This is a genomic window from Bdellovibrio sp. HM001, from assembly GCF_055397275.1.
Map to the genome: position 1 here is coordinate 181,996 of NZ_AP029174.1, position 20,293 is coordinate 202,288.

The window sequence follows — 20,293 nt, forward strand, 5'->3', positions numbered from 1 at the left end:
ACTGGACTTTTTCAACAGCCTGTTAGATTGTTTCCGAATTACCTGATAGTATGACTCCGATGACAGAGGCCGACGTACAATCTATCGCTCTATTCTTTTACTTTGCTTTGCTGGATGATCAAAAGGCGGTAGAGGCTTCATCACAAGCTCTGGTCCTTTGTCGGGGCCGCAAAAATAGAAATCCTGAATTAAAAAACTCTGTTGCGATCGTGGCGGCCACCAAATCGGTATGGGACAAGTACAAGGTGCGAGTTTCGCGCGGGCGTCCCAATACCACAGTTGAATCCGGCTGGCTGATCCCTGAATCCGTTGATCTGGGCCCATGGCGCGAATTTCAAAAGACCGCCTCTGAAGACGAGCTTTTGACTGTGATCTGGTCTAAGATTTTAAAGATTCATGATGACGATATTTCCGCTGGTTTGGGAATTACCGAAGGCACCATTCGCTATCGATTGGGCCGGGCGCTACGCAAGCTGGGAAGTATGACCCAAGGTGTGAGTAAAATAAAGCATGGCTCAGCAGGAAAATAAGATTCCTCTTTCAAAAAAGAACAAAAGAGAAATGTCCCCGTTCATCGGGCATGAACTCTTGTATGATTTCCTGACTGACAGTCTGGATCCCGAGCGTCGTGCGGCAGTGGCGGACCACGTGAAGTTTTCACGAGATGCCCAGCTGGATCTGAACAAAATTGAAAATGGTCAGAAATACGCTGAACTCCTGGCAGACACGCGGGTCTCAGAGCCCATTATCGAACAAATCAACGCTCCGTCGAGTTATCTGACGGTTCTGATGCAAAAGTCCAACTTCGATAAGTGGCCCCAGGGCCTGAAGTGGGGATTGGAAGCTTTGGTAGTGGTTGGTGTGATTGTCACCTTGCTGTCGGTAACGCCTTGGCAAAAGGTGATGCAGCTTGGAAGCATGATGGGCTCCAAGGAAGTGATACTGGCCGAAGTTTCGAAAACAGAAACAAAGACGGTGGTGGAAGAAAAGCCCGAGTTTGTGGATGAGGGCGTGAAAGAGGCTCCATCTCCGGCGGTGGTGGCGAAGTCACCGGAAAAAGTTCCGACTGCGGCGGAGCTGAAAGCATCGCCGTCAGCCACACCGGCCCCGACGGCCGTTGCTAAAGCTCCGGAAAAAGCGACGGATGTTCCTGCTGCCAGTGGTGGTGGAGGCTATCTTTATCGGGGTGAAATTTCAGCCACCAACATTGAGACCATCGGCCCCAAGTTTTCAGATAAAATTATTGAACTGGGTGGTCGTAAAGCCGGCTCCGTGGAACTGGGTTGGAAGAAAACACCAACCTCCATGTATTATCACTTCACAATCCCAGAGGCGAAATATCAGGACCTGATGAATTTCATGTCGGCTTATGGCAAACCGAAGTTCTCGAAGGAAAAACATCCGCGCGTGATGCCTGATGGAATCATTCGACTGATCTTCACATTGGATGAATCGAAAAAGTGAAAACACTCAGAAAGAAACCCAAACGATCATTGCGCACGATCTTGATTGTCTGGTTTGTTCTGTTTTCCGTTGTGCCCTTGGCTTTTGTCACGGGCTACTCAATGATCAAGTATGAAAAAGCCATCGACCACGAGCTGTCGCAGCGTCTTAGCGGCAACGCTCGGGAAATCGATTTGATGCTCAACGATCTGCGCTCAAGCCTGGGGCAAAAGCGGGATCGTTATGTTCGTGATCCCAGTCTGATCTATCATATGTCCGAAGGGGACAGCGGGACTATTCGCAATATCTCATCTCAATGGATCAAATCAGACAGTCTTTCCAGTTTGACGTTCTTCAATCGGGAAGGGCGCATGTTGGCTTCTGTGTTTAAAGATGAAAAAGACAACGTGCGAAGCTTTGTGCCGGTTCAGGATGCAGTCTTTCTGTCCGCGAAATACATGGCGCAGCTCAAAGATCAAAAAGAGATCGCACTGGCTGAATTCGGTGACAAACAAAAGGTCAATCTGATCCTGATTTCCAAGGTGACGGGCGCCGGGGGGCGTCTGGTGGGTTACATGGAACAGATCGTGGATCTCAACAGGGCGTTTGTCGGTAAAATAAAAAGTCGTCTGAAACTGGAGCTGATCTTTTTCTCTGACAACGGTCAGGTGGTGGTGGCTAGCCATCCCGATTTCTATCTTTATAAAAAAGACTTCTTCAGACCCTATTTCCGGCCCGGAGTGGAGCCCTTCTTCGATCTGAATGTGCGCAGCAATCCTTACGGCTTCCTGATCTATCCCATTGATTGGGGTATCACAAAGTTCTATGTGGCGTTGGGGGCTTCCAAGATTGAAGCCAAAGCCGTCTTGAAGAACGTGAACTATGCCTTTATCAGTGTCGTTGGCGCCGTTATCATTCTTTTGATTTTGACAATTCTGGTGACTTCCAGCTGGGTGCTAAAGCCCTTGTATGATCTGGTAGAGGCCTTGCAGTCTTTTGAATCTCAAGAGCAGGCAGTGACCATTCCGGTAAAAAATGACACCGAAATCGGTCTTCTGACAGAGTCGTTCAATGAAATGAGTAAGAAAATCTGGGTTGCGCGTTCTGATTTGCGCAAAAAAATCACTGAACTTGAGGCTGCCAACAAAGAGCTCAAGGACACACAAACCAAGTTGGTTCACTCTGCCAAAATGGTCAGCTTGGGTCAGTTGGTTGCAGGGGTTGCCCACGAGCTGAATAACCCCATTGGATTTATTTACAGCAATATGACTCACCTGAAAGAGTATTCTGAAAAGCTGATCGAGCTTGCGGAAGTGGCTGAAAAAGATCCACCGAAGCTCCCTGCTTTGAAAGAAGAATACGAGTTTGACTATATCGTGAAAGATCTGCCGAAGCTGGTGGCATCCTGTCAGGATGGGGCTCGTCGTACGCGCGATATCGTCCTGGGTTTGCGCAACTTCTCGCGCCTGGAAGAGGCAAAGCTTCAAGAGATCGATGTTCATCAAAGTCTGGATACAACTTTGAATCTGTTGCAGGGCGAAATCAAAAACCGCATCGAGATTCACAGGCAATATGAGCCGACGCCTTTGGTTCACTGTTATGCCAGTCAGATCAATCAGGTGTTTATGAACATACTTTCAAATGCCGTGCAGGCTATTGAGGGGAATGGTCACATCTGGATTTCCACCACGGCCTTGAAGGACTTTAAGGGCTCCAAGGACAAGCGCGGTTGGGTGCAAGTCTCAATTCAAGACAGCGGCAAAGGGATGTCAGCCGATGTTCTGGAAAAAATATTTGATCCGTTCTTCACCACCAAGGGTGTGGGGCAGGGAACCGGTCTGGGTTTGAGTATTTCCTATGGGATTGTACAGAACCACGGTGGGGAAATTCAGGCTCGCTCCGAGGTGGGTGTGGGAACTGAATTTATATTGGTCATTCCGGTTTATCCTCCGATTCAGGAAAAAAATCCTCAACCATTGTCCTAAAGCTTTGGTCCAGCAACGCCGACAAGAAATGCATGAGACTTCTTGTCGCAACTGCAATTCTGACTTTGTTCTGTTCACTGGCCATGGCCGGAGATGGAAAAATTCACCTTAGCGGAAAAGTTCCGGAGAAGGTCGACATCAAGGCAGAAAATGGAAAGTTGCACATATCCAAAAACTCTCCTCACCTGAAAGTCGTAGTGGATAAACGCGCGCCCGCTTCCGTCGTGCGTGTTGAAGCGCCTTAAGGCCAGTTGTTAAAATTTGATTGATGAGTTCTTCATCGCTCTTAAAACACCTCTTATTATTAAGAGGTATGACAAAAATCATTCTTCAGTCGATTGCTATCTTACTTTTCCTTCCGTCATTTTCAGCATGGGCCTTTCGTTTTTCGCCGATGGTGGTGGAGTTTACTCCGTCGGGCCCGCGCTCCACACAAGTGCTTGTCATAGAAAATCCCGGTGACGAAAAGCTGCCGGTGCAGATTGAAGCCTTTGCGCGATCCACCAACAAAAAAGGCGAAGAAGTCCGAACAAAAACGGAAGACTTTGCCATTTATCCAGAGCAGGTGGTTCTTCTTCCGAAAGAAAAAAGAAATGTTCGCGTGTCATGGGCAGGACAGATCACGGATGGAAAGGAAAAGGCCTATCGCTTGGTGGCCTCCCAGTTGCCAGTGGATTTTCGTGAAAAGAACTCTGCTCCGAAGAAGACATCAGTCAATCTGAAGTTTTTATTGCAGTATGTAGCCTCTGCTTACGTGACTCCTGAGGGCGCGCAGGCCCAGGTGGTCGTCAAACAAGTAAAGAAGTCAGGACCCAAGAAGGTGACCGTGACTTTTGCCAATGAAGGTAATGCTCATCGGGTACTGCTTTTTAAAGGTCTTAAGATCAAGGCTGCAGAGACAGTTCTGCTGGATCTAACCAGCAAAAAGGAAATTGAATCCATCAATCTTTTGCCGGGGGATGTGGCTTCTGTTGAGCTGGATACTGTAAAAGAAGTCCCTGCAAATCAGGAATTGAAAGCTGAACTGACGTTGAAGGAATCTGATAATTGAAGAAGTTCTGGTACGTTCTTATTTTTCTGATCCTGGGCCCGCTCGCTAACTTGGCACAAGCTCGCCCCAATCTTGAGAAGCCTTTTTTGATGGCTCCTTTGGTGCTGGATGGAAGATCACTTGCGGAGGCTTGGCTTTTCCCCCGTGAGGATGCGGACCAGTTTTCGGTCGAAGCAGCACCACTGCTTATGGCCATCCAGCCTGTCCTGAAAGATGAATTATTTTTGAAATTGCAGCAAAGTGTGCGTCCGCAGGGCGTTTTGACATTAAAGGATCTCGAGGCTGCGGGCTTTTCAGTGTCATTTGATCCTCCAAGTCTGGAATTGCGTTTGGATCTTCCTTCGAAGCATCGCAAGCCACAGACGGTGGATCTGAATTTCATTGAGTTTGAAAATAAAAAGTATCTGCGACCGTCCGAACACAGTGGATATCTGAATCTGAGGACTCAGCAATCCTGGCAATATGGAAGTGAGATCGAAAACAAGCGACGTGGAATGACCGGTAATGTGGAATTGGTGGAAAATGTCAGGGGCGTTGTCCTGGAGTCCAGCGCGGATTTCCAAGAAGACGGAACGGACAAATGGCGTCGTCAGGACACGCGAATTCGTCATGACGACGAAGCGAATATGGTCCGTTATACTCTGGGAGACCTCACTCTTCGCTCGGTGGGATTTCAGATTTCACCATCATTGGCCGGTGTGGCGGCAAGCCGAGAGTTTTCCATTCAGCCGTACAAAACTCTGACTCCTTTAAGCAGCACAGAGATTATTATCAAGCGATCCTCAATCGTTGAAATTTACGTGAATGGACTGTTGTTCAGTCAATTGCGTCTAAGCCCCGGAGTCTTTAATATTCGCGACTTTCCTTTGGCAAGCGGCCAAAGCAGTGTGCGGATCAAGGTCAAAGACGACCTTGGGCAAGAGGAAGTTTATGACTTCTCGCTACTTTATGAAAACAGTCTTCTGGCTAAGGACATTCAAGAGTTTTCTTATGCGGCAGGCATGCCGTGGCAGGTGTCAGGTGGTGATCGGGCCTATGATAATTCAGCGGTCTTTGTCAGTCTGTTTCATCGGCGAGGTATCACCGATCAGTTGACGGTCGGCATGAACTATCAAAGCTATTTTTCGCAACTGTTGCTGGGTGGAGAGGTTTCTGGAGTGAGTCCTTGGGGATATCTGTCAATGCAGATGGCGCAAGGTTCAGAGTCTTCGCAGAAGACGGGATTTGCGCAACGCCTGACCTATCGGTCCCTGGATAAGATTATGGGGCATCAGATGCCCGTGTTATTTATGCTAGAAGCTGAAAATCAAGATCGCGATTTCAGCCCCGTCGTCGCAGGGATCTCGTCCCTGGATACGCAGAAGTACCTCAGACGCTATGACACGCAACTGAACTATCGCTTTGACTCGTCGTGGTTGTTGGGAGTCGGAGCCGGAGCTTTGCAGTTTGCCAACCAGGAAGATCAGCGGATTTATCGTGGAAATTTGACAATCCCTGTACGCCGACAGATGCGTCTTGAAATCGCCTATAACAAGACGATGCAAAACAAAGAAGAAGACCGGTTACTGCTATCTTTCTTCTGGAATGAATCCCAGGGCCTGCATAGTGCCAGCGCTTATCATGATTCGCTTGAGAAGACGACCAATCTGGCGGTTCATCGTCATAATCGCTACCAGTACGATGACTATCGTTGGAATGCCTCTTTGCAAAATAGTGACAATAAGAATTCACGCAGCCTCTCTGCCGAATATCTGACTCAACCAGCCAGTATAAGATTGGATCACTTCAACTTTGATCAAGATGGTCAGCAGTCGAATGTTTCATCCGTGGGCTTAAATACCGGGATAGCCTGGGTGGGGAATCGAGCGGCCTTTACTCAGCCTATCAGTGACAGCTTTGTGTTGATTCATTCAGATCAGCTGGATCAGGATCAATCGCTGATAATCAATCCGACGGGAGATCGTGGTCAGGCTCAGTTAGGTCCGCGAAAGACCGTGGTGCTGCGCGATCAATCAGCCTATTACCGAAACACTCTTAATGTGGATTCGACATCGCTGCCTGTGGGGTATTTGATGGATCAGGAGTTCTATGGAACTCAGTTAACTTATCGAAGTGGCTTGCTGCTGGATGTGAAGATTACTAAGAAGGTCATGGTGAAGGGACAGGTTCTTCTTCCGTCAGGCGAACCCCTGTCCTATGCGGCGGGAGACGTATTTGATTCCCGGGGAACGTTGGTGGATAACTCGTTCTTCACCAACAAAGAAGGCCGCTTCCTTATTGAGGGGCTTGAGCCTGGCACCTACAAGGTTGTGACGGATCGGGCCGGATTGGAAGGCTTTATGTTCGAAGTGCCTAAGCAGGCGGAAAAAATGCTGATAGTTGAAACCGTTAAGCTGAAACCTCAGGAGACGCGATAATGAAAAAGTGGATTCTTTTCCTGGCGTTACCCTTGTTCTTCGCAGAGTTGGTCGAGGCCTGCTCTGATATGGGATTTTATCTGACCCAGCCAGCGCCTTACTTTCAGACCGGTGGCAGCATGAAGGAAACCTTCGGAGTGGTCGTCAATGGCGACACCACCAAAGGGGCCTGCAACTATTTTTTGACGTTTGATTATGGTTCTTCAACTTCTTATACGACACGTTCCTTGAAATTCGCTTCTAACACGTGGCCTTATCAGGTTTCAAAGGATGCCTCTGGCATGCAGATTCTGAAGAAGTTTCCCGAAGGGGTTTCTTGCGGTGATTTTATCTGTGATAAACTTCAGGGGAATAATTCGTATAATACGCAAACGCATTCATACACAATTTCCATCGATACAAGCAATGACTGGAGAGCGGCGGGCACCTATGTCGATACGTTGACGGTCAGGTTATATCAAGGGCCCGTGAATAATGCCACCCTGGTGGCGTCACACTCACAAACGTTAACTTTTGGGTCTCATCGCAAGGCCGATATTTCCGTGGTTTCCTCTGGCGGCTCTTTTGATATCAACAAAACCACACACACAATGAACTTTGCTAATGGACTTGTCACCGGGGCGAAGGGAACGGCGGATATTATTTTGAAGTACAATGCTGGATTTTCTTTGTATGCCTGGACAGACAATGGCGGAAAGTTGAAGAAGGTCGGGGGCACAGATACGATTGATTATACTTTCAAGATCAACGGAAATGTCATCGCCATTCCTTGGTGGACACTGATTGCCTCGGGTTCAGGGGCTTCACCCGCGAGCGGACTGGTCAATCCGGTTGAGATCATTATCGGGAATACCACCGGCAAGTCCCAGGGTTCTTATCAGGATACGATCAATCTGACTATTCAATCCAATCAATAAAAAAGCCGGCCTCAAAAGACCGGCTTTTGCCTACTCAGCCTATTCAGAACTTCTTAAAGAGCTTCAATGGTTACAGTGACTGTGTCTGAGTAAACACCAGACTGTAAAGCCGCGATTTCAGCCGCAGTGGAGGTTGCCTTAACATTGACAGAAACGGCACTGCTTGTTTTCGCAGTCAGCGCACCGGAAGAGGCTGTGCAGGAGCTGGTAAGAGCGCAGTTGGAAATGCCGATTTTTGCCGAGTTATAGTCCAAGGAGTACTTTACTTTACTGGTGCCCGGACCTTGCAATTCACCAGCGTTCACCGATGACAATGTGATTTTGTAACCCGCTGTCGAGTTGGAAATTTCGTGCATGATGTTTGCGAACGACAACTGAGTCGCTGCACCGTTAACGATGTCGTCAACGTTCAGGGTCTGATCCACATTTTCAAGGGGATCGGTTCCCGTGGCTGTCAAAGACAGATAAGTTGTTTCAGCAACAGTTCCGGTAATCAGGAGCTGACCGGAGCTTGCGGCAAACGCATTTGTGGATACAACAAGAGCACTCACAGCAGCTAGAGTTTTGAACATTTTCATACAAGAGTTCCTTTCACTAAGTGGAGGGGGGAGGTTGTCATCATTGACAGTTTCTTTACTTCACGTTTTGTGCCCGACATGGATTCACTGTAATTTGATTAATAAGACCTAAATGCTGTCTAAAACTTTGACGTTTGTGCCGTAAATTCCGATCACCTCTTCGGGTTAGACCTAGTGTTGAGCTGGTCCTGAACATTATTATAGAAATCAGACTCATATTTTTACCAAGTCTTGATCATTAGAAGCCGGAAGATACCGGAACGGTTAGCGACGGAGCGTTTCAAAGTGAGAGATGGAGCTCTTTAGATTTGTTTAGGGAACTCCGATAAGGTTTTTATGGATTCGCAAAAGACTGAAAAAGAAAACTCCATGTGGTTGGCTTTGTTGCTCTTTGTTGGGGCAGCCGCGATGGTTTTTGTCTATTTGGGTACATCTGATGCGCCCCAAAAAGTTGCCGGGACACCAGCCGCAGTAAAATCTGAAAAATTCGAGAAGTCGGTCAATAGACATCTGATGCTGACCAATGAAAAGATGGAAATGGCCCGTCAGCGCATGCAGGTGGAAAATGCACAACTGATGAATAGTGACTTCAGTCAAACCAAAGCACAGGCAGCTTACGAAAACGACCGTCGTTTGGATCTTTCCATGGATACTCGAGCGCAAGAGCTGGCAGAAGAGCTGGGGCGCGGAGCTCGTCATGAAGAGGCCCTTTCACCTCACGACATCGTTCAGAAAGAGCTGTTCAATGCGGAGCAAGCGCAAGAGTACTCGCAGGCTTATAAAGAAGAATACGCACGACAGTTCGTTGAAAATGCCCGTCGTGGTGGTTATAAAATTATTCTGAGTGAGGACTTGTCCCGCGTTCTGTCGGTGACGCCGATTCGCAACCCGAGCAACAATCCGTATCAAAGCACTTTGGAAGCGATTCAGTAAAGAACCTGAGAGCTCCTTGTGCGCTTCCATTTCTTAAAGTATCCATGATCAGCCATGCTGAAGTAGCTGCTTGTGCAGAGGACCAGATGATCATTCAGGGGAATTTCAAATAACAAAGACAGTTGGTGAATTTTTCGTGTGAGGACCAAATCCTGTTCGGACGGCAGCGCGCTGTTGCTGGGATGATTGTGGGCCAGGATAAAAGAGCTGGCATTAGAGGCAATCAGAATCCGAAAAATGTCCCGGGGATGAATAAGGCAATAGTCAGCGGTTCCTCGAAACACCATCTCTTTTCGGATCAAATTCATTTGTGAGTCCAAAGCCAGAAGCCAAAGTTCCTCGGCATAAGGATTGATGTGGGGGCGAAGGGATTCATAGGCTTGGAGACTTGTGGCGACTTCTTTCATGAAGGTCTGTATTGCAATATATAAGGGAAGCAGGGCGTAAGTAGGAGCAAGCTGATGGTCGGATTTTGGACAGCCGTCCTGAAACGGGGGGGCATGACTTGCGTCTGAAAGTCCCCGAGCATAGACTTTGGAAGTGTCCAAAGGGACAGGAAGGTAATATGAAAAAGAATCTGACTTTCGCAGCTGTGGCTCTTTCTTTCTTGGCGATGACCAGTTGTGGTCCGAAAGCCTTTGTTAAAGGCCAGTACGATGACGTAAACCGTGAAAATCTGCTGAATGACCAATGGTCCGAAACAGATATGCAAAAAGCCGTTCAAGATCTGGTTGCCAGCTTGATGAGTTCTCCAGCCATCAATAGCGCTAAGAAAATGCCGGTGGTTATGGTGACAAACTTGCAGAACAAAACCAGCGAACACATCGATACTCAAAGCATCATGGATATGGTTCGTGTTGAGCTGATGAAATCCGGCAAGGTGGGCTTTATCGACAAAGAAGCGCGTCAGGATATCGCCGATGAATACAACTATCAGAATTCCGGCATGGTGGAAGAAACCAGCAAAAAAGGTCCAGGTGGCCAAGTGGGTGCTGACTTCATCATCAACGGACGTTTGGATTCCATCGTTCAAGAAGTAGGCAAAGACAAGTCTGTCTACTACAAACTGACTTTGAATCTGACGAACCTGAAAAGCAGCATGATCACCTGGTCTGACCAGAAGCAGATTCGTAAAACCTTCAAAAAGAAATCCATTGGTCTATAATTGATGAAGCGGATTGATCAAAGACTCATGCCTGTCATGGGTCTTTTTTTAGTTTTGCCTCTTTTGGGTTGCGCCACTTATCAGGTTAAGGTGCAACCAGCGCGCGAAGCATTGGTTCGTCACGAATACTCAAAAGCCATCGAGGATCTTAAGTCATTGGCCGAAAAATCCAGTGATGATCAGTTGGTGTATTTGTTGGATTATGCTGTGACTTTGCAGGTGGCGGGAAAACTAAAAGAAAGCAATCAGGTTTTCATGCAGGCGGATCGCCTGGCTGAACTGGTCGACTATCAGTCGGTGTCGCGCATCGCCGGATCTTTGGCGTTGAGTGAGGAAATGGTTCAGTACAAGGGCGACACCTTCGAAAAGATCTTTATCAATGCGTATCTGGCGATGAACTTCCTGCAGATGGGACAGTTGGATGATGCTTTGGTTGAAGCTCGTCGTATTAATGAAAAATATCTGAAATACCGCGCCGACGAAAAGCAGGCGTTTGAACTGAACTCGTTTAGTAAGTATCTGTCTGCCGTGATCTGGGAAGCCAGCCGCAGTTATGATGATGCTTATATCGCTTACGCGGAAGCCTACAAAATTGACCCGTCCATTTCCACGATCCGCGAGGACCTGATTCGTTCGGCGAAGCTGGCCCGTCGCATGGACAGTTACAAAGACTGGAAAAAGAAATTCCCTGACGTTGTGGAATCAGACTCTTGGTATGACCGCTCCAATGGAGAGCTCGTGATCATTTATCAACAGGGTTGGGGACCGAGAAAATCCGCGGGTAAAAACAACGGGCACACTTTGCCGACGCTGGTGCCGGTGCGCAGTCAGACTCAAAGGGCACGGCTGTATCTATCAAGCCAAATCGAGCCGCTGTTAAGCCGCGAGGTTTATGATGTGCAGTCCGCCGCAATGAAAACCCTGGAAGAGGACTACGGAATCTTGTTTGCCAAACGGATGGGCGGGATTGCGACCAAAGCGGTTCTATCAGATCAGATCCGTCAGCAGAATCAGGCCTTGGGGGATTTGGCTTACATCGCGTTGTTGGTGGCCGATCGCGCGGATGTGCGACAGTGGTCTTTCCTGCCACAGACTATTCAAATCATCCGTGTGCCGTTGCGCGCGGGAACCTACAAGTTCCGCCTGGAAGGTGTGGACTACAGCAACACAGCCACCGGGGAAGGTCTTGATTCCCGTGACGTGGAAATCAAAGCCGGTCAGAAGAAATTCGTGATCTGGCGATCGCTGAAATAGCTGATCCCGAATCAAATTGCGGCCTTCAATTGTGGCTTAGACAGTCGCCACATCATGAGATGAAAATAAACAAACAAATGAACTGGCCCGCTCTTGGCAATCCTTCTTGGCGATGTCGGCCCGTGACCCGGGTTGATTGAGTTTTCAATTCAAAACCAAGGAGTTTATATGAAATGTCTTTTGATGAGTCTTGTGATGTTGGCTTCCGCACCTGCTTTTGCGGATTTTGGCGGCACGCCTGAAAGCAAGGATTCTGCCATGGTGATGTCGGGAAGCGGGGATATGTCGGATCGCGTAGAAAAGGCGAACTGCCGTGTCACTTATAAAGTTGGACAGGGACTTCTTGAAGTCTATGGAATCTATGACGAGGATCGCAGGCAGTCCGTGGGTCTGGGGGCTGGTATTGAGGTGAACAGCAGCGGCGTGACGCGAACAAAGCATTTCTGTACCAGCATGGGTTTAAAGTTCAGCTATCATCTGGATGCCAACGCCATCAACCTGTTCTGTAATTCTGCCGACGGAAACGTGGCTCAAAAGGTCGAGATCATTCTGGATAAAGCCGGCAAGCTGGCTAGCTACAGCACACGAAGCACTGTTTATGGCAGAACAGAGTCTTTCAGCTGTTCTCGTTAATTCTGTTAAGAAAAATAAAAAAGGCCCCGCTTTGCGGAGCCTTTTTTGAAACCCTTGCTGGAAGGTCTTCTTAGTTGTTCAACAAAGAAGTGCCTGGCAGGTTTGGAGTTTCGTCGTCTTGCTGAAGACCTGGAAGTACAGTCGCTTTTTCAGCAGCTACTTTAGCAGTAGTGTCTGTGTTGTAGCGAGTCGCTGCAGTTGCAACGCGGTTTTCCAAGTTTTGTTTAACGCTGTCAGTAGAAGCGTTTTCAACAACTGTGTTTACTTGTTGCTTGGTCATGTAGTCCTGAGGGAACGCGCCAAGTTTAGCCAAGTAACCAGAGATGCTGCCGTTACCGTTCTGGATGATCTCACGCAGTGTGAAAAGAGGAGCGTATTGAGATGCTTTCTTTTCAGCTTCGAAGATGATCTGAGTCAGAGTCGCAGCAGTGATGTCATTTTTAGACTTGTTGTCGATAACCATCACTTCTTCGTTAGTGCGGATCATCTTAGCGATATCGTCCAAAGTCACATAGCAGCTTTGTTGAGTGTCGTAGAGTTTGCGGTTCTGATAGCGCTTGATGATTTTAACTTTAGAATTTGGCTTAGATGTCATAGTTTCGTTTTGGTTGATCAAAAGTGCCTCCCAATTTGAAATTTCCCCAAAGTCCCAAGGGGTTAACGGTGCCTTATGATTCGGCGTCCCCTTGCAGATGGGCGCAACCTATCCCTGCCGCCACCCCTTGTCAAGGGGTCCTAAAATCAAAAGAAAAGACTCTAGGCGTTATTTTTTCTGCAAATAGCCATTAGTTTTCTAAGATTTTACAGACCTTTGTCTAAAGTTTTTTTCAAAGGCCGCCGAAATGTTAAATGACGTCCCTTATTTTCGGAAAGAAAATTGATGAAAAACGAGCAAAAACAAGAGTTTAAGTCCTCTGGAGTCTTGGCCCTACTGGGCCTTGTGGGCTTTTCCACGGCGATAATCGCAACTCCTTGGAATCGTCAGGTTCAGGACGCTCGAACTGAGAAAGCTCGTCAAAAAGCAGAGGTTGTGGGCTATCAAGTTGTACAAATTTACCGCGAAGCAGCAAAAACCCAAAATATGGGGGAGCAGCCTTCAGGACGGCTTCCAGCTTCACTTTCCGAGGAAGCAGGTCTTTCCCCGGAAAACCTGAGAAGCACGGGCACAATGGGCACCGACCCATGGGGCCAGCCGTATCGTTATCGCATTTTGTCGACCGAAGCCAAGACGGGAAAGATCCGCATCCTGGTCTGGTCCACCGGGCCAAATCAGAGAATCGAAACTGCGTCGTTGGATGATGAAGACAAGCCCCTGGACAACCAGCCCCTTTATGAAGGGGACGACATCGGGGTCCTGTTGAGTGTGTCTCATAACTAGACTGCCGGTGGAGCGCGATCTTGGTCGTGATTCCATTCTGCCCGTTTAAGTTGCATCAAGCAAATCTCATAAAAAGCCGATCAGCCTAGTGACCAAGGAGATCTAATGTTTCCATACACTAGGACCGCGATAATCGCTCCGCTTCTTCTTTCCCTCACGGCTTGTGCGACATTCACTTCGAATGACTCAGACAAGGCTCCGTATTTTGAGGCGTCTTTTGACGATAAAAACCGGGCTCCGGCTTCCTTTGCTCCCGCAGTGCTTTCCTTGGATGGCGGCAGCACATTAGATCCGCTCTATATGCGCACTCAGGCCGATTACTACTTCGCGATGGGTGAGGCTTACGCACTGGAAGGCAACTCCCAGAAGGCTATTGAATCCTTCAAGATGGTTTTGGTTTATGACACCAATTCTCCTGCGGTGAATATGCGTCTGGCTGCGGAATACCTGAAGCAGGGTATGATCACGGAATCCTTGGCGCAGGCGGAAGAGGCCGTGAAGAAGGATCCGAAGAATGTGGACGCCCACCTGTTGTTGGGTGGTTTATATTCGTCCCTGAAAGTCTATCCAAAGGCGATGGAGCAATATCACACGGTGATGAAGCTTCAACCGGATAACACGGAAGCTCCGTTGTACATTGGGGCGCTGTATTCTGAGCAAAAACAATCAGACAAGGCCGTAAAGTATTTCGAAACCTTGCTGAAGAATCCGGAATACACAACTCCGTATCTGGCGTACTACTACATCGGCCGCGTTCGTATGGAACAGTCTGAGGCAAAGTTCGCTAAAGTGGCCGAAGCCTCTTTCAAGAAGGCTTTGGAGCTAAAGCCTGATTTTGCCGACGCCGTATTGTCTTTGGGTGTGCTTTATTCAAAACAGAAAAATGAAGACAAGGCGGTCAGCCTTTATCGTTCTTTCCAAAAGGAAAACACCCCCAGCCCGCGTGTGGCCGAGGTTTTGGCGCAAATCTATATTGAGCGCGGCGACTATGAAAATGCCTATGCCCAATTGGAAGTGATGGAAAGCGATTCTGATGAGCCACTGAATGTGCGCATGAAGATGGCTTTGATCCTGATTGAACAAAAGCGCTACGATACAGCCGTGCAGAAACTGGAAGAAATTCTGAAGGATGCTCCAGAGTCTGACAAGGTTCGCTTCTATCTGGCGGCAGTGTATGAGGAAACTCGTCAGCATGAAAAGGCTGTAAAAGAATATCGCAAGATCCCGATGTCCAGCACCTATTACGGTGAATCCGTTGTTCATGCTGCTTACCTTCTAAAAGGTTTGGGTCGCTTGGATGAAGGTATCGAGGTGGCGGCGGCAGGCTTGAAATCTCGCCAGGATCAGCCGCAGGTCTTTGCGATGTATGCTTCTTTGCTGGATGAAAAAGGTGATTACAAGAATGCATCCAAAACTTTGGAGCAAGGTCTGCAGAAGTTCCCGGATAATGCGCAGTTGCGATTCTACTATGGAACAATCAACGATCGCATGGGCAACAAAGATGTGGTCGTGGAGGAAATGCAAAAGGTGCTGGAATTGGATCCAAATCATGTTCAGGGTATGAACTATCTGGCGTTCACCTGGGCTGAAATGGGCGTCAAACTTCCAGAGGCAGAAAAGCTGGCTCGTCGGGCTTTGGAGCTAGAGCCTACGGACGGCTACATCCTGGATACACTGGGATGGATCTTGTACAAACAATCCAAGTATTCCGAATCGGTGAAGTTCCTGGAAGCCGCTCACAAACATCAGTCCACGGTGAGCATTATTGCAGAACACTTGGGTGATGCTTACTACAAGCAGTCCATGGTGGATAAAGCCAAGAAAATGTACAAGAAGGCCGCTGACCTTGAAACCGACACGAAAAAGGTTCAAGAGATCCGCAGCAAAATCACTGCGATTGAAAAGCAAGAGCTGAACGGCGCGCCTCGCCTGCCAGCATCTGTTGATAAGCCAATCGCAGAACACACCGAAAAATAATTAAAGCGAAAATTCAGATGAAAAATCCCGCATTTATGCGGGATTTTTATTTAAGACGCCTGAACTTTTGATGTGGGCATAGATATAGTTGGTGGCAAAAAAGACAAAGGGCAGGGCGATGATAAAGCCAAGGCCCCAGAGCAGTCCTGCAAGCAGGACAGCGACACCAAGATAGAAGCTGACTAGAAAGTAGTCTTTGAATTTTTTGACAGAGGCCAGAGCCGCCACATCAATCGACTTGGCCAGCGAGGTGCCGCTTTCCATACTTAAGCGCAAGGCGTGATTCAGTATCAGATAGAAGTATAATGCCAGGATCAGAAGGCCCAATGATAGTGGGACCGTCTGCAAAAAGTTCTGAGGGCTTTGCAATAGTCCCATTGCGGACCCCAGAAGGGCGCTGGTGGGCAAAAGGATCAGCGCAGTGACCACAAACGACAGCAGATGCTGTTTAAGGAAAGAAAAGTTCTGAGGCCACTTCCGGGTTTGAGAGTACTGATTGCTGACTTCCTGAAGAAAGAGCAAACCCAAGGAGATCAGGAAAGCGCTTACATAAGGCACAAAACGCACCAGCAGAACGAATATAGTGGCAATACACCCTAAAAGAAGGCTGTTGCGCCAGTCTTCTTTTAATTGAATCAAGGCTTGTTTAAGGGAATTCATTTCTCTATGCTAAGGCAATGATGAACAGGTTCAATGCTTTTTTCATGATCGTATTAGCCCTTTTCCTTTCCGGATGTGTCACGAAGATGGTGAAGGAGGGTTCTTTTCAGAAAGCGCAGTGGGAAACCAAGGCGTTGATCAAAAATCAGAAAGAAAACAAAACCCAATCTCTGAATATAGATATCTTTGCGATAAAGAACGAAAGAGCGCGTTTTGAAATCACAGCTTTGCTGGGATTCCAGGTTGCAAGTCTCGTGATGAGTCCGTCTGAGATCTCTTATGCTGTTTATCCTCAGAAGGCCTTTTATTACGGTCGCAATTCTGAGCGCGCCTTCCTGAATGTGGTGGGTATGCCCCTGCATCCCATGAATCTGACAAATATCGCATTTGATGAGCCCGTGCGTGGGCCTGGTTGGAAATGCGGATTGGATCCGGCAGGTCTGATTTATCAATGTGAGAATTTGACCAAGAGGACCCGTGTCGAGTGGCTGGATCGAAAAGAGGGACAAAAGAAAGTTGTGATTACGGCACCGCAATTTGAAATGCAGTGGCTTTTCTCTGCGCCCAAGACTGAGGTCCAGTTCAAATCAGATCTTTTCACCTTGAGACAGCCTCAGGGGTTCAAAGCAATACAACTAAATTAAAAAACTCGTTAACCGTCTAGTAATGAGGCATACTCTAACAGAGTAGGTGTGTCACCAATCACCTTGGGGAGAGAATATGGCCTCGAAGTTTGATCTGCAATCACTGGTCGCCAACTGGCAAAACTCAAGCACTCATGCCAAAGAGCATTGGAGTGGTACCTTCGAGGAATATCTCGACCTGGTAAAACAAAATCCGAAAATCACAAGAAATGCCTATCAGCGAATGTATGACATGATCGTTGAAGAAGGCACGGAAACTTACATCGACTTCAAAAAAGAAGTGATTCGCTATAAGTTCTTCGACGATGTCCATAACAACGGCAAAGATGCCGTCTTCGGTTTGGATGTGCAGTTGATGAAATTGGTGAACGTCTTAAAGGCAGCGGCTCTGGGATACGGAACAGAAAAGCGTGTGATCCTGCTGCACGGCCCGGTGGGAAGTGCGAAATCCACCATCTGCCGCATGCTGAAGAAGGGCCTTGAGCGCTACTCTCACTCAAAGCAAGGCGCACTTTACACATTTGAATGGATCGATGAAAAGCTTGAGCTGGATGGTCTTCTGGGTAAGGGTGTGAAAGTGTTCCACTCGCCGATGAATGAAGAGCCTCTGCTTTTGATTCCGGAAGAACTGCGTGGTGCGGTTTATGATTCCATCAATAAAGGACAAGAGGGCAGCTTCCGTGTGCATGTGGATGGGGAGCTCAGTCCGCCTTCGCGCTTTATCTTTAAAGCCCTGATGGAAAGATATGATGGCAACCTGATGAAGGTTCTGTCGCATGTGCGTGTGAAAAGACTGTTCATTTCAGAGGCCGACCGCGTGGGGATCGGCACCTTCCAGCCGAAGGATGAAAAGAATCAGGACTCCACGGAGCTTACCGGGGATATCAACTATCGTAAGATCGCCGAATATGGATCGGACTCTGATCCACGGGCGTTCAACTTCGATGGGGAATTCAACGTTGCCAATCGCGGAATGATTGAATTCGTCGAGGTTCTGAAGCTGGATGTGGCCTTCTTGTATGATCTGTTGGGCGCTTCGCAAGAACACCGTGTGAAACCCAAGAAGTTCGCACAGACCCATATTGATGAGGTCATCATCGGTCACACGAATGAACCGGAATACCGTCGTCTGCAGGACAACGAGTTCATGGAAGCTCTTCGTGACCGTACTGTGAAAATTGACATTCCATACATCACGCGCTGGAGAGATGAGATCAATATTTACAAGCGTGATTTCAATTCTCAGAAAGTGCGTGGAATCAGTATCGCTCCTCACACTGTAGAAATGGCGGCGATGTGGGCGATTCTGACCCGACTGGAAAAGCCGAAGAAAGCCAACTTGACCCGTTTGCAGAAACTAAAACTGTATAACGGTAAGACGTTGCCGAATTATACCGAAGACAACGTGCGCGAGCTTCGTAAAGAAACTGTGCGCGAGGGTCTTGAGGGGATTTCGGCCCGTTATATTCAGGACAAACTTTCCAATGCCCTGGTGGCGGCCCAGCAGTCCAACAAAGGGTCTGTGAATCCGTTCATGGTCTTTAAGGAGCTGGAATCGGGTCTGAAGAATCACTCGTTGATTGCCAACGAGGAACTAAAGACCGAATTCAAAGAGCTTTTGGGCGTGGTCATGCAAGAGTACGAAGAAATCATCAAAGCTGAGGTGCAAAGAGCCATCAGTGCTGATGAAAGTGCGATGCAGCGCCTGTGTGCTAATTATATAGATAACGTCAAAGCCTATACGCAGAGAGAACGAGTTCGCAATCAGTTCACTGGAAACGACGAAGAGCCCGATGAGCGTCTGATGAGATCCATCGAGGAGAAGATCGAGATTCCAGAGTCCCGCAAGGATGATTTCCGTCGCGAGATTATGAACTATATCGGGGCCCTGGCTTTGGAAGGCAAGAAGTTCAATTACAAGATGAACGAACGCCTGCACAAAGCCATCGAACTGAAACTCTTTGAGGATCAGAAAGACAGCATCAAGCTGACCACTTTGGTGAGCAATGTTGCTGACAAGGACACACAAGAGAAAATTGATATTGTTAAAACCCGTCTCATCAAGGACTTCGGATACGATGAAATCTCTGCTACGGATGTTTTGCATTACGTGGCAAGTATCTTCGCCCGAGGGGACGTAAAGAATAAATAATGTCGATACGTGAAGACCATAACAGATTCAGAGAGATTGTTAAGGGTAAGGTCAAAGAGGATCTGCGCAAGTACGTCTCTCAGGGTGAGATGATCGGGAAGCGTGAAGATGAGTTTGTGAAAATTCCGCTTCCTCGTATCGATATTCCCAACTTCCGCTACGGCCCCAAACAGCAAGGGGGCGTCGGTCAGGGGGAAGGTCAGCCTGGTCAGGATGTCGGTGACCCTGGTGAGGGCGGACAGGGACAGGCGGGGGAGGCTCCTGGAGAACATCTTGTAGAAATCGAGATGTCGATGGAGGAGCTGGCCAACATTCTGGGTGAAAAACTGGAACTTCCTTTGATCCAGCCTAAGGGTGCGAAAAATATAGATTCTTTAAAGACAAAGTTCACGGGCTTGGCGCCGGTAGGTCCGGAAGGACTTCGCCACTTTAAGTCGTCGTATAAGCGGGCTTTAAAGCGCATGGTGGGTTCCGGAACCTATGATTCCGAAGAACCGTTGGTTCTGCCGATTCGCCGGGACATGCAGTACAAGTCCTTCAAGCGTGTAGAACAGCCGCAAACTCAGGCGGTGGTTATTTACATGATGGACGTTTCCGGAAGTATGGGTGACGAACAAAAAGAAATCGTTCGTTTGGAAAGCTTCTGGATCAACACGTGGTTGCGCAAACACTACAAGGGCCTTGAAACACGGTTCATTATTCACGATGCCGCGGCAAAAGAGGTGGATGAAGACACGTTCTTCCGTACCAGTGAGTCCGGGGGAACGCTGATCAGTTCGGCTTATAAGCTTTGCCAGGAAATCATTCAGACGGACTATCCGGTGAATGAATGGAATATTTATCCATTTCATTTTTCAGATGGCGATAACTGGTCCGGCGAAGATACGCGTCTATGTATTAAGATGCTGCAGGAATTCTTCCTGCCAAACTGTAACGTCTTTAGTTACGGCCAGGTGGAAAGTAAATATGGCAGCGGGCAGTTCCTAAAAGATCTGCAAAAGGAATTTGGCGAGGACGAACGACTGACGCTCAGTCAGATTGAAAACCGCGACAAGATCCTGGATTCCATTAAAGACTTCCTTGGCAAAGGGAAGTAACGAAGCGGA

General features: G+C 48.0%; 20 protein-coding genes. 16 read left to right on the forward strand and 4 right to left on the reverse strand.

Features of this window, described 5'->3' with window-relative positions; genetic code table 11:
• Nucleotides 1-50 precede the first annotated feature (50 nt).
• From ACZ5ZZ_RS00915 to ACZ5ZZ_RS00945, 7 genes are all read left to right on the forward strand, one after another.
• Complete coding sequence (locus tag ACZ5ZZ_RS00915) at nt 51-530, forward strand: hypothetical protein (protein ID WP_464140837.1); 480 nt, start codon at nt 51-53, stop codon at nt 528-530.
• Entirely contained in the window at nt 511-1,464 is a 954-nt protein-coding gene (locus tag ACZ5ZZ_RS00920; RefSeq protein WP_464119511.1) for a hypothetical protein, read from the forward strand. Before ACZ5ZZ_RS00915 ends, ACZ5ZZ_RS00920 begins: the two co-directional genes overlap by 20 nt.
• Entirely contained in the window at nt 1,461-3,428 is a 1,968-nt protein-coding gene (locus ACZ5ZZ_RS00925) for a HAMP domain-containing sensor histidine kinase (RefSeq protein WP_464119513.1), read from the forward strand. Before ACZ5ZZ_RS00920 ends, ACZ5ZZ_RS00925 begins: the two co-directional genes overlap by 4 nt.
• Nucleotides 3,429-3,460: 32 nt before the next feature.
• On the forward strand, nt 3,461-3,673 hold the full coding sequence (locus ACZ5ZZ_RS00930; RefSeq protein WP_464119515.1) for a hypothetical protein: 213 nt from the start codon (nt 3,461-3,463) through the stop codon (nt 3,671-3,673).
• 68 nt (nt 3,674-3,741) lie between these two features.
• Nucleotides 3,742-4,479 (forward strand): fimbria/pilus periplasmic chaperone, encoded by a 738-nt coding sequence (locus ACZ5ZZ_RS00935; protein ID WP_464132805.1) that lies wholly within the window; start codon nt 3,742-3,744, stop codon nt 4,477-4,479.
• A complete protein-coding gene (locus ACZ5ZZ_RS00940) occupies nt 4,476-6,896 on the forward strand; it encodes a fimbria/pilus outer membrane usher protein (protein WP_464140838.1) in 2,421 nt (806 codons plus the stop codon). The genes ACZ5ZZ_RS00935 and ACZ5ZZ_RS00940 overlap by 4 nt, the downstream gene beginning before the upstream one ends.
• Complete coding sequence (locus tag ACZ5ZZ_RS00945; RefSeq protein ID WP_464132809.1) at nt 6,896-7,813, forward strand: hypothetical protein; 918 nt, start codon at nt 6,896-6,898, stop codon at nt 7,811-7,813. The genes ACZ5ZZ_RS00940 and ACZ5ZZ_RS00945 overlap by 1 nt, the downstream gene beginning before the upstream one ends.
• Nucleotides 7,814-7,866: 53 nt before the next feature.
• Here the strand turns inward: ACZ5ZZ_RS00945 and ACZ5ZZ_RS00950 are convergent, their stop codons facing one another.
• Nucleotides 7,867-8,391, reverse strand: coding sequence for a hypothetical protein (locus tag ACZ5ZZ_RS00950; RefSeq protein ID WP_464132811.1), 525 nt, complete (start codon nt 8,389-8,391; stop codon nt 7,867-7,869).
• Between the two features lie 336 nt (nt 8,392-8,727).
• Between ACZ5ZZ_RS00950 and ACZ5ZZ_RS00955 the strand changes: the two genes are divergently transcribed.
• Complete coding sequence (locus ACZ5ZZ_RS00955; protein ID WP_464140840.1) at nt 8,728-9,324, forward strand: hypothetical protein; 597 nt, start codon at nt 8,728-8,730, stop codon at nt 9,322-9,324.
• Here the strand turns inward: ACZ5ZZ_RS00955 and ACZ5ZZ_RS00960 are convergent.
• A complete protein-coding gene (locus tag ACZ5ZZ_RS00960) occupies nt 9,318-9,731 on the reverse strand; it encodes a JAB domain-containing protein (protein ID WP_464132813.1) in 414 nt (137 codons plus the stop codon). The two genes, ACZ5ZZ_RS00955 and ACZ5ZZ_RS00960, sit on opposite strands and share 7 nt — an antisense overlap.
• Nucleotides 9,732-9,889: 158 nt before the next feature.
• On the opposite strand from ACZ5ZZ_RS00960, the gene lpoB reads away from it, so the two are divergent.
• From lpoB to ACZ5ZZ_RS00975, 3 genes are all read left to right on the forward strand, one after another.
• Nucleotides 9,890-10,489 carry a penicillin-binding protein activator LpoB gene (gene lpoB, locus ACZ5ZZ_RS00965; protein WP_464119529.1) on the forward strand — a complete coding sequence of 200 codons (600 nt, stop codon included), beginning with the start codon at nt 9,890-9,892 and terminating at the stop codon, nt 10,487-10,489.
• Between the two features lie 36 nt (nt 10,490-10,525).
• The gene (locus ACZ5ZZ_RS00970) at nt 10,526-11,743 is read left to right on the forward strand and encodes a COG3014 family protein (RefSeq protein WP_464132815.1); all 1,218 of its coding nucleotides are present in this window, start codon (nt 10,526-10,528) and stop codon (nt 11,741-11,743) included.
• Nucleotides 11,744-11,911: 168 nt separating this feature from the next.
• A complete protein-coding gene (locus tag ACZ5ZZ_RS00975) occupies nt 11,912-12,376 on the forward strand; it encodes a hypothetical protein (protein WP_464140841.1) in 465 nt (154 codons plus the stop codon).
• A gap of 70 nt (nt 12,377-12,446) precedes the next feature.
• Here ACZ5ZZ_RS00975 and ACZ5ZZ_RS00980 read toward each other — a convergent pair whose 3' ends face one another.
• Nucleotides 12,447-12,971, reverse strand: a complete 525-nt coding sequence (locus ACZ5ZZ_RS00980) for a polyhydroxyalkanoate synthesis regulator DNA-binding domain-containing protein (RefSeq protein ID WP_231839234.1) — start codon at nt 12,969-12,971, stop codon at nt 12,447-12,449.
• Nucleotides 12,972-13,256: 285 nt separating this feature from the next.
• Here ACZ5ZZ_RS00980 and ACZ5ZZ_RS00985 point away from each other — a divergent pair, with 285 nt between their 5' ends.
• Both ACZ5ZZ_RS00985 and ACZ5ZZ_RS00990 read left to right on the forward strand, forming a co-directional pair.
• A complete protein-coding gene (locus ACZ5ZZ_RS00985; RefSeq protein ID WP_464132817.1) occupies nt 13,257-13,754 on the forward strand; it encodes a hypothetical protein in 498 nt (165 codons plus the stop codon).
• A gap of 105 nt (nt 13,755-13,859) precedes the next feature.
• Nucleotides 13,860-15,731, forward strand: coding sequence for a tetratricopeptide repeat protein (locus ACZ5ZZ_RS00990; protein WP_464140842.1), 1,872 nt, complete (start codon nt 13,860-13,862; stop codon nt 15,729-15,731).
• Between the two features lie 33 nt (nt 15,732-15,764).
• Here ACZ5ZZ_RS00990 and ACZ5ZZ_RS00995 read toward each other — a convergent pair whose 3' ends face one another.
• Nucleotides 15,765-16,391 (reverse strand): hypothetical protein, encoded by a 627-nt coding sequence (locus ACZ5ZZ_RS00995; RefSeq protein WP_464119537.1) that lies wholly within the window; start codon nt 16,389-16,391, stop codon nt 15,765-15,767.
• Between the two features lie 44 nt (nt 16,392-16,435).
• On the opposite strand from ACZ5ZZ_RS00995, the gene ACZ5ZZ_RS01000 reads away from it, so the two are divergent.
• The 3 genes from ACZ5ZZ_RS01000 (at nt 16,436) to ACZ5ZZ_RS01010 (ending at nt 20,284) form a co-directional block, all read left to right on the forward strand.
• Entirely contained in the window at nt 16,436-17,035 is a 600-nt protein-coding gene (locus ACZ5ZZ_RS01000) for a hypothetical protein (protein WP_464140845.1), read from the forward strand.
• Nucleotides 17,036-17,111: 76 nt separating this feature from the next.
• Complete coding sequence (locus tag ACZ5ZZ_RS01005) at nt 17,112-19,187, forward strand: PrkA family serine protein kinase (RefSeq protein ID WP_464119541.1); 2,076 nt, start codon at nt 17,112-17,114, stop codon at nt 19,185-19,187.
• Nucleotides 19,187-20,284 carry a DUF444 family protein gene (locus tag ACZ5ZZ_RS01010; RefSeq protein WP_464119543.1) on the forward strand — a complete coding sequence of 366 codons (1,098 nt, stop codon included), beginning with the start codon at nt 19,187-19,189 and terminating at the stop codon, nt 20,282-20,284. The genes ACZ5ZZ_RS01005 and ACZ5ZZ_RS01010 overlap by 1 nt, the downstream gene beginning before the upstream one ends.
• Nucleotides 20,285-20,293: the final 9 nt, after the last annotated feature.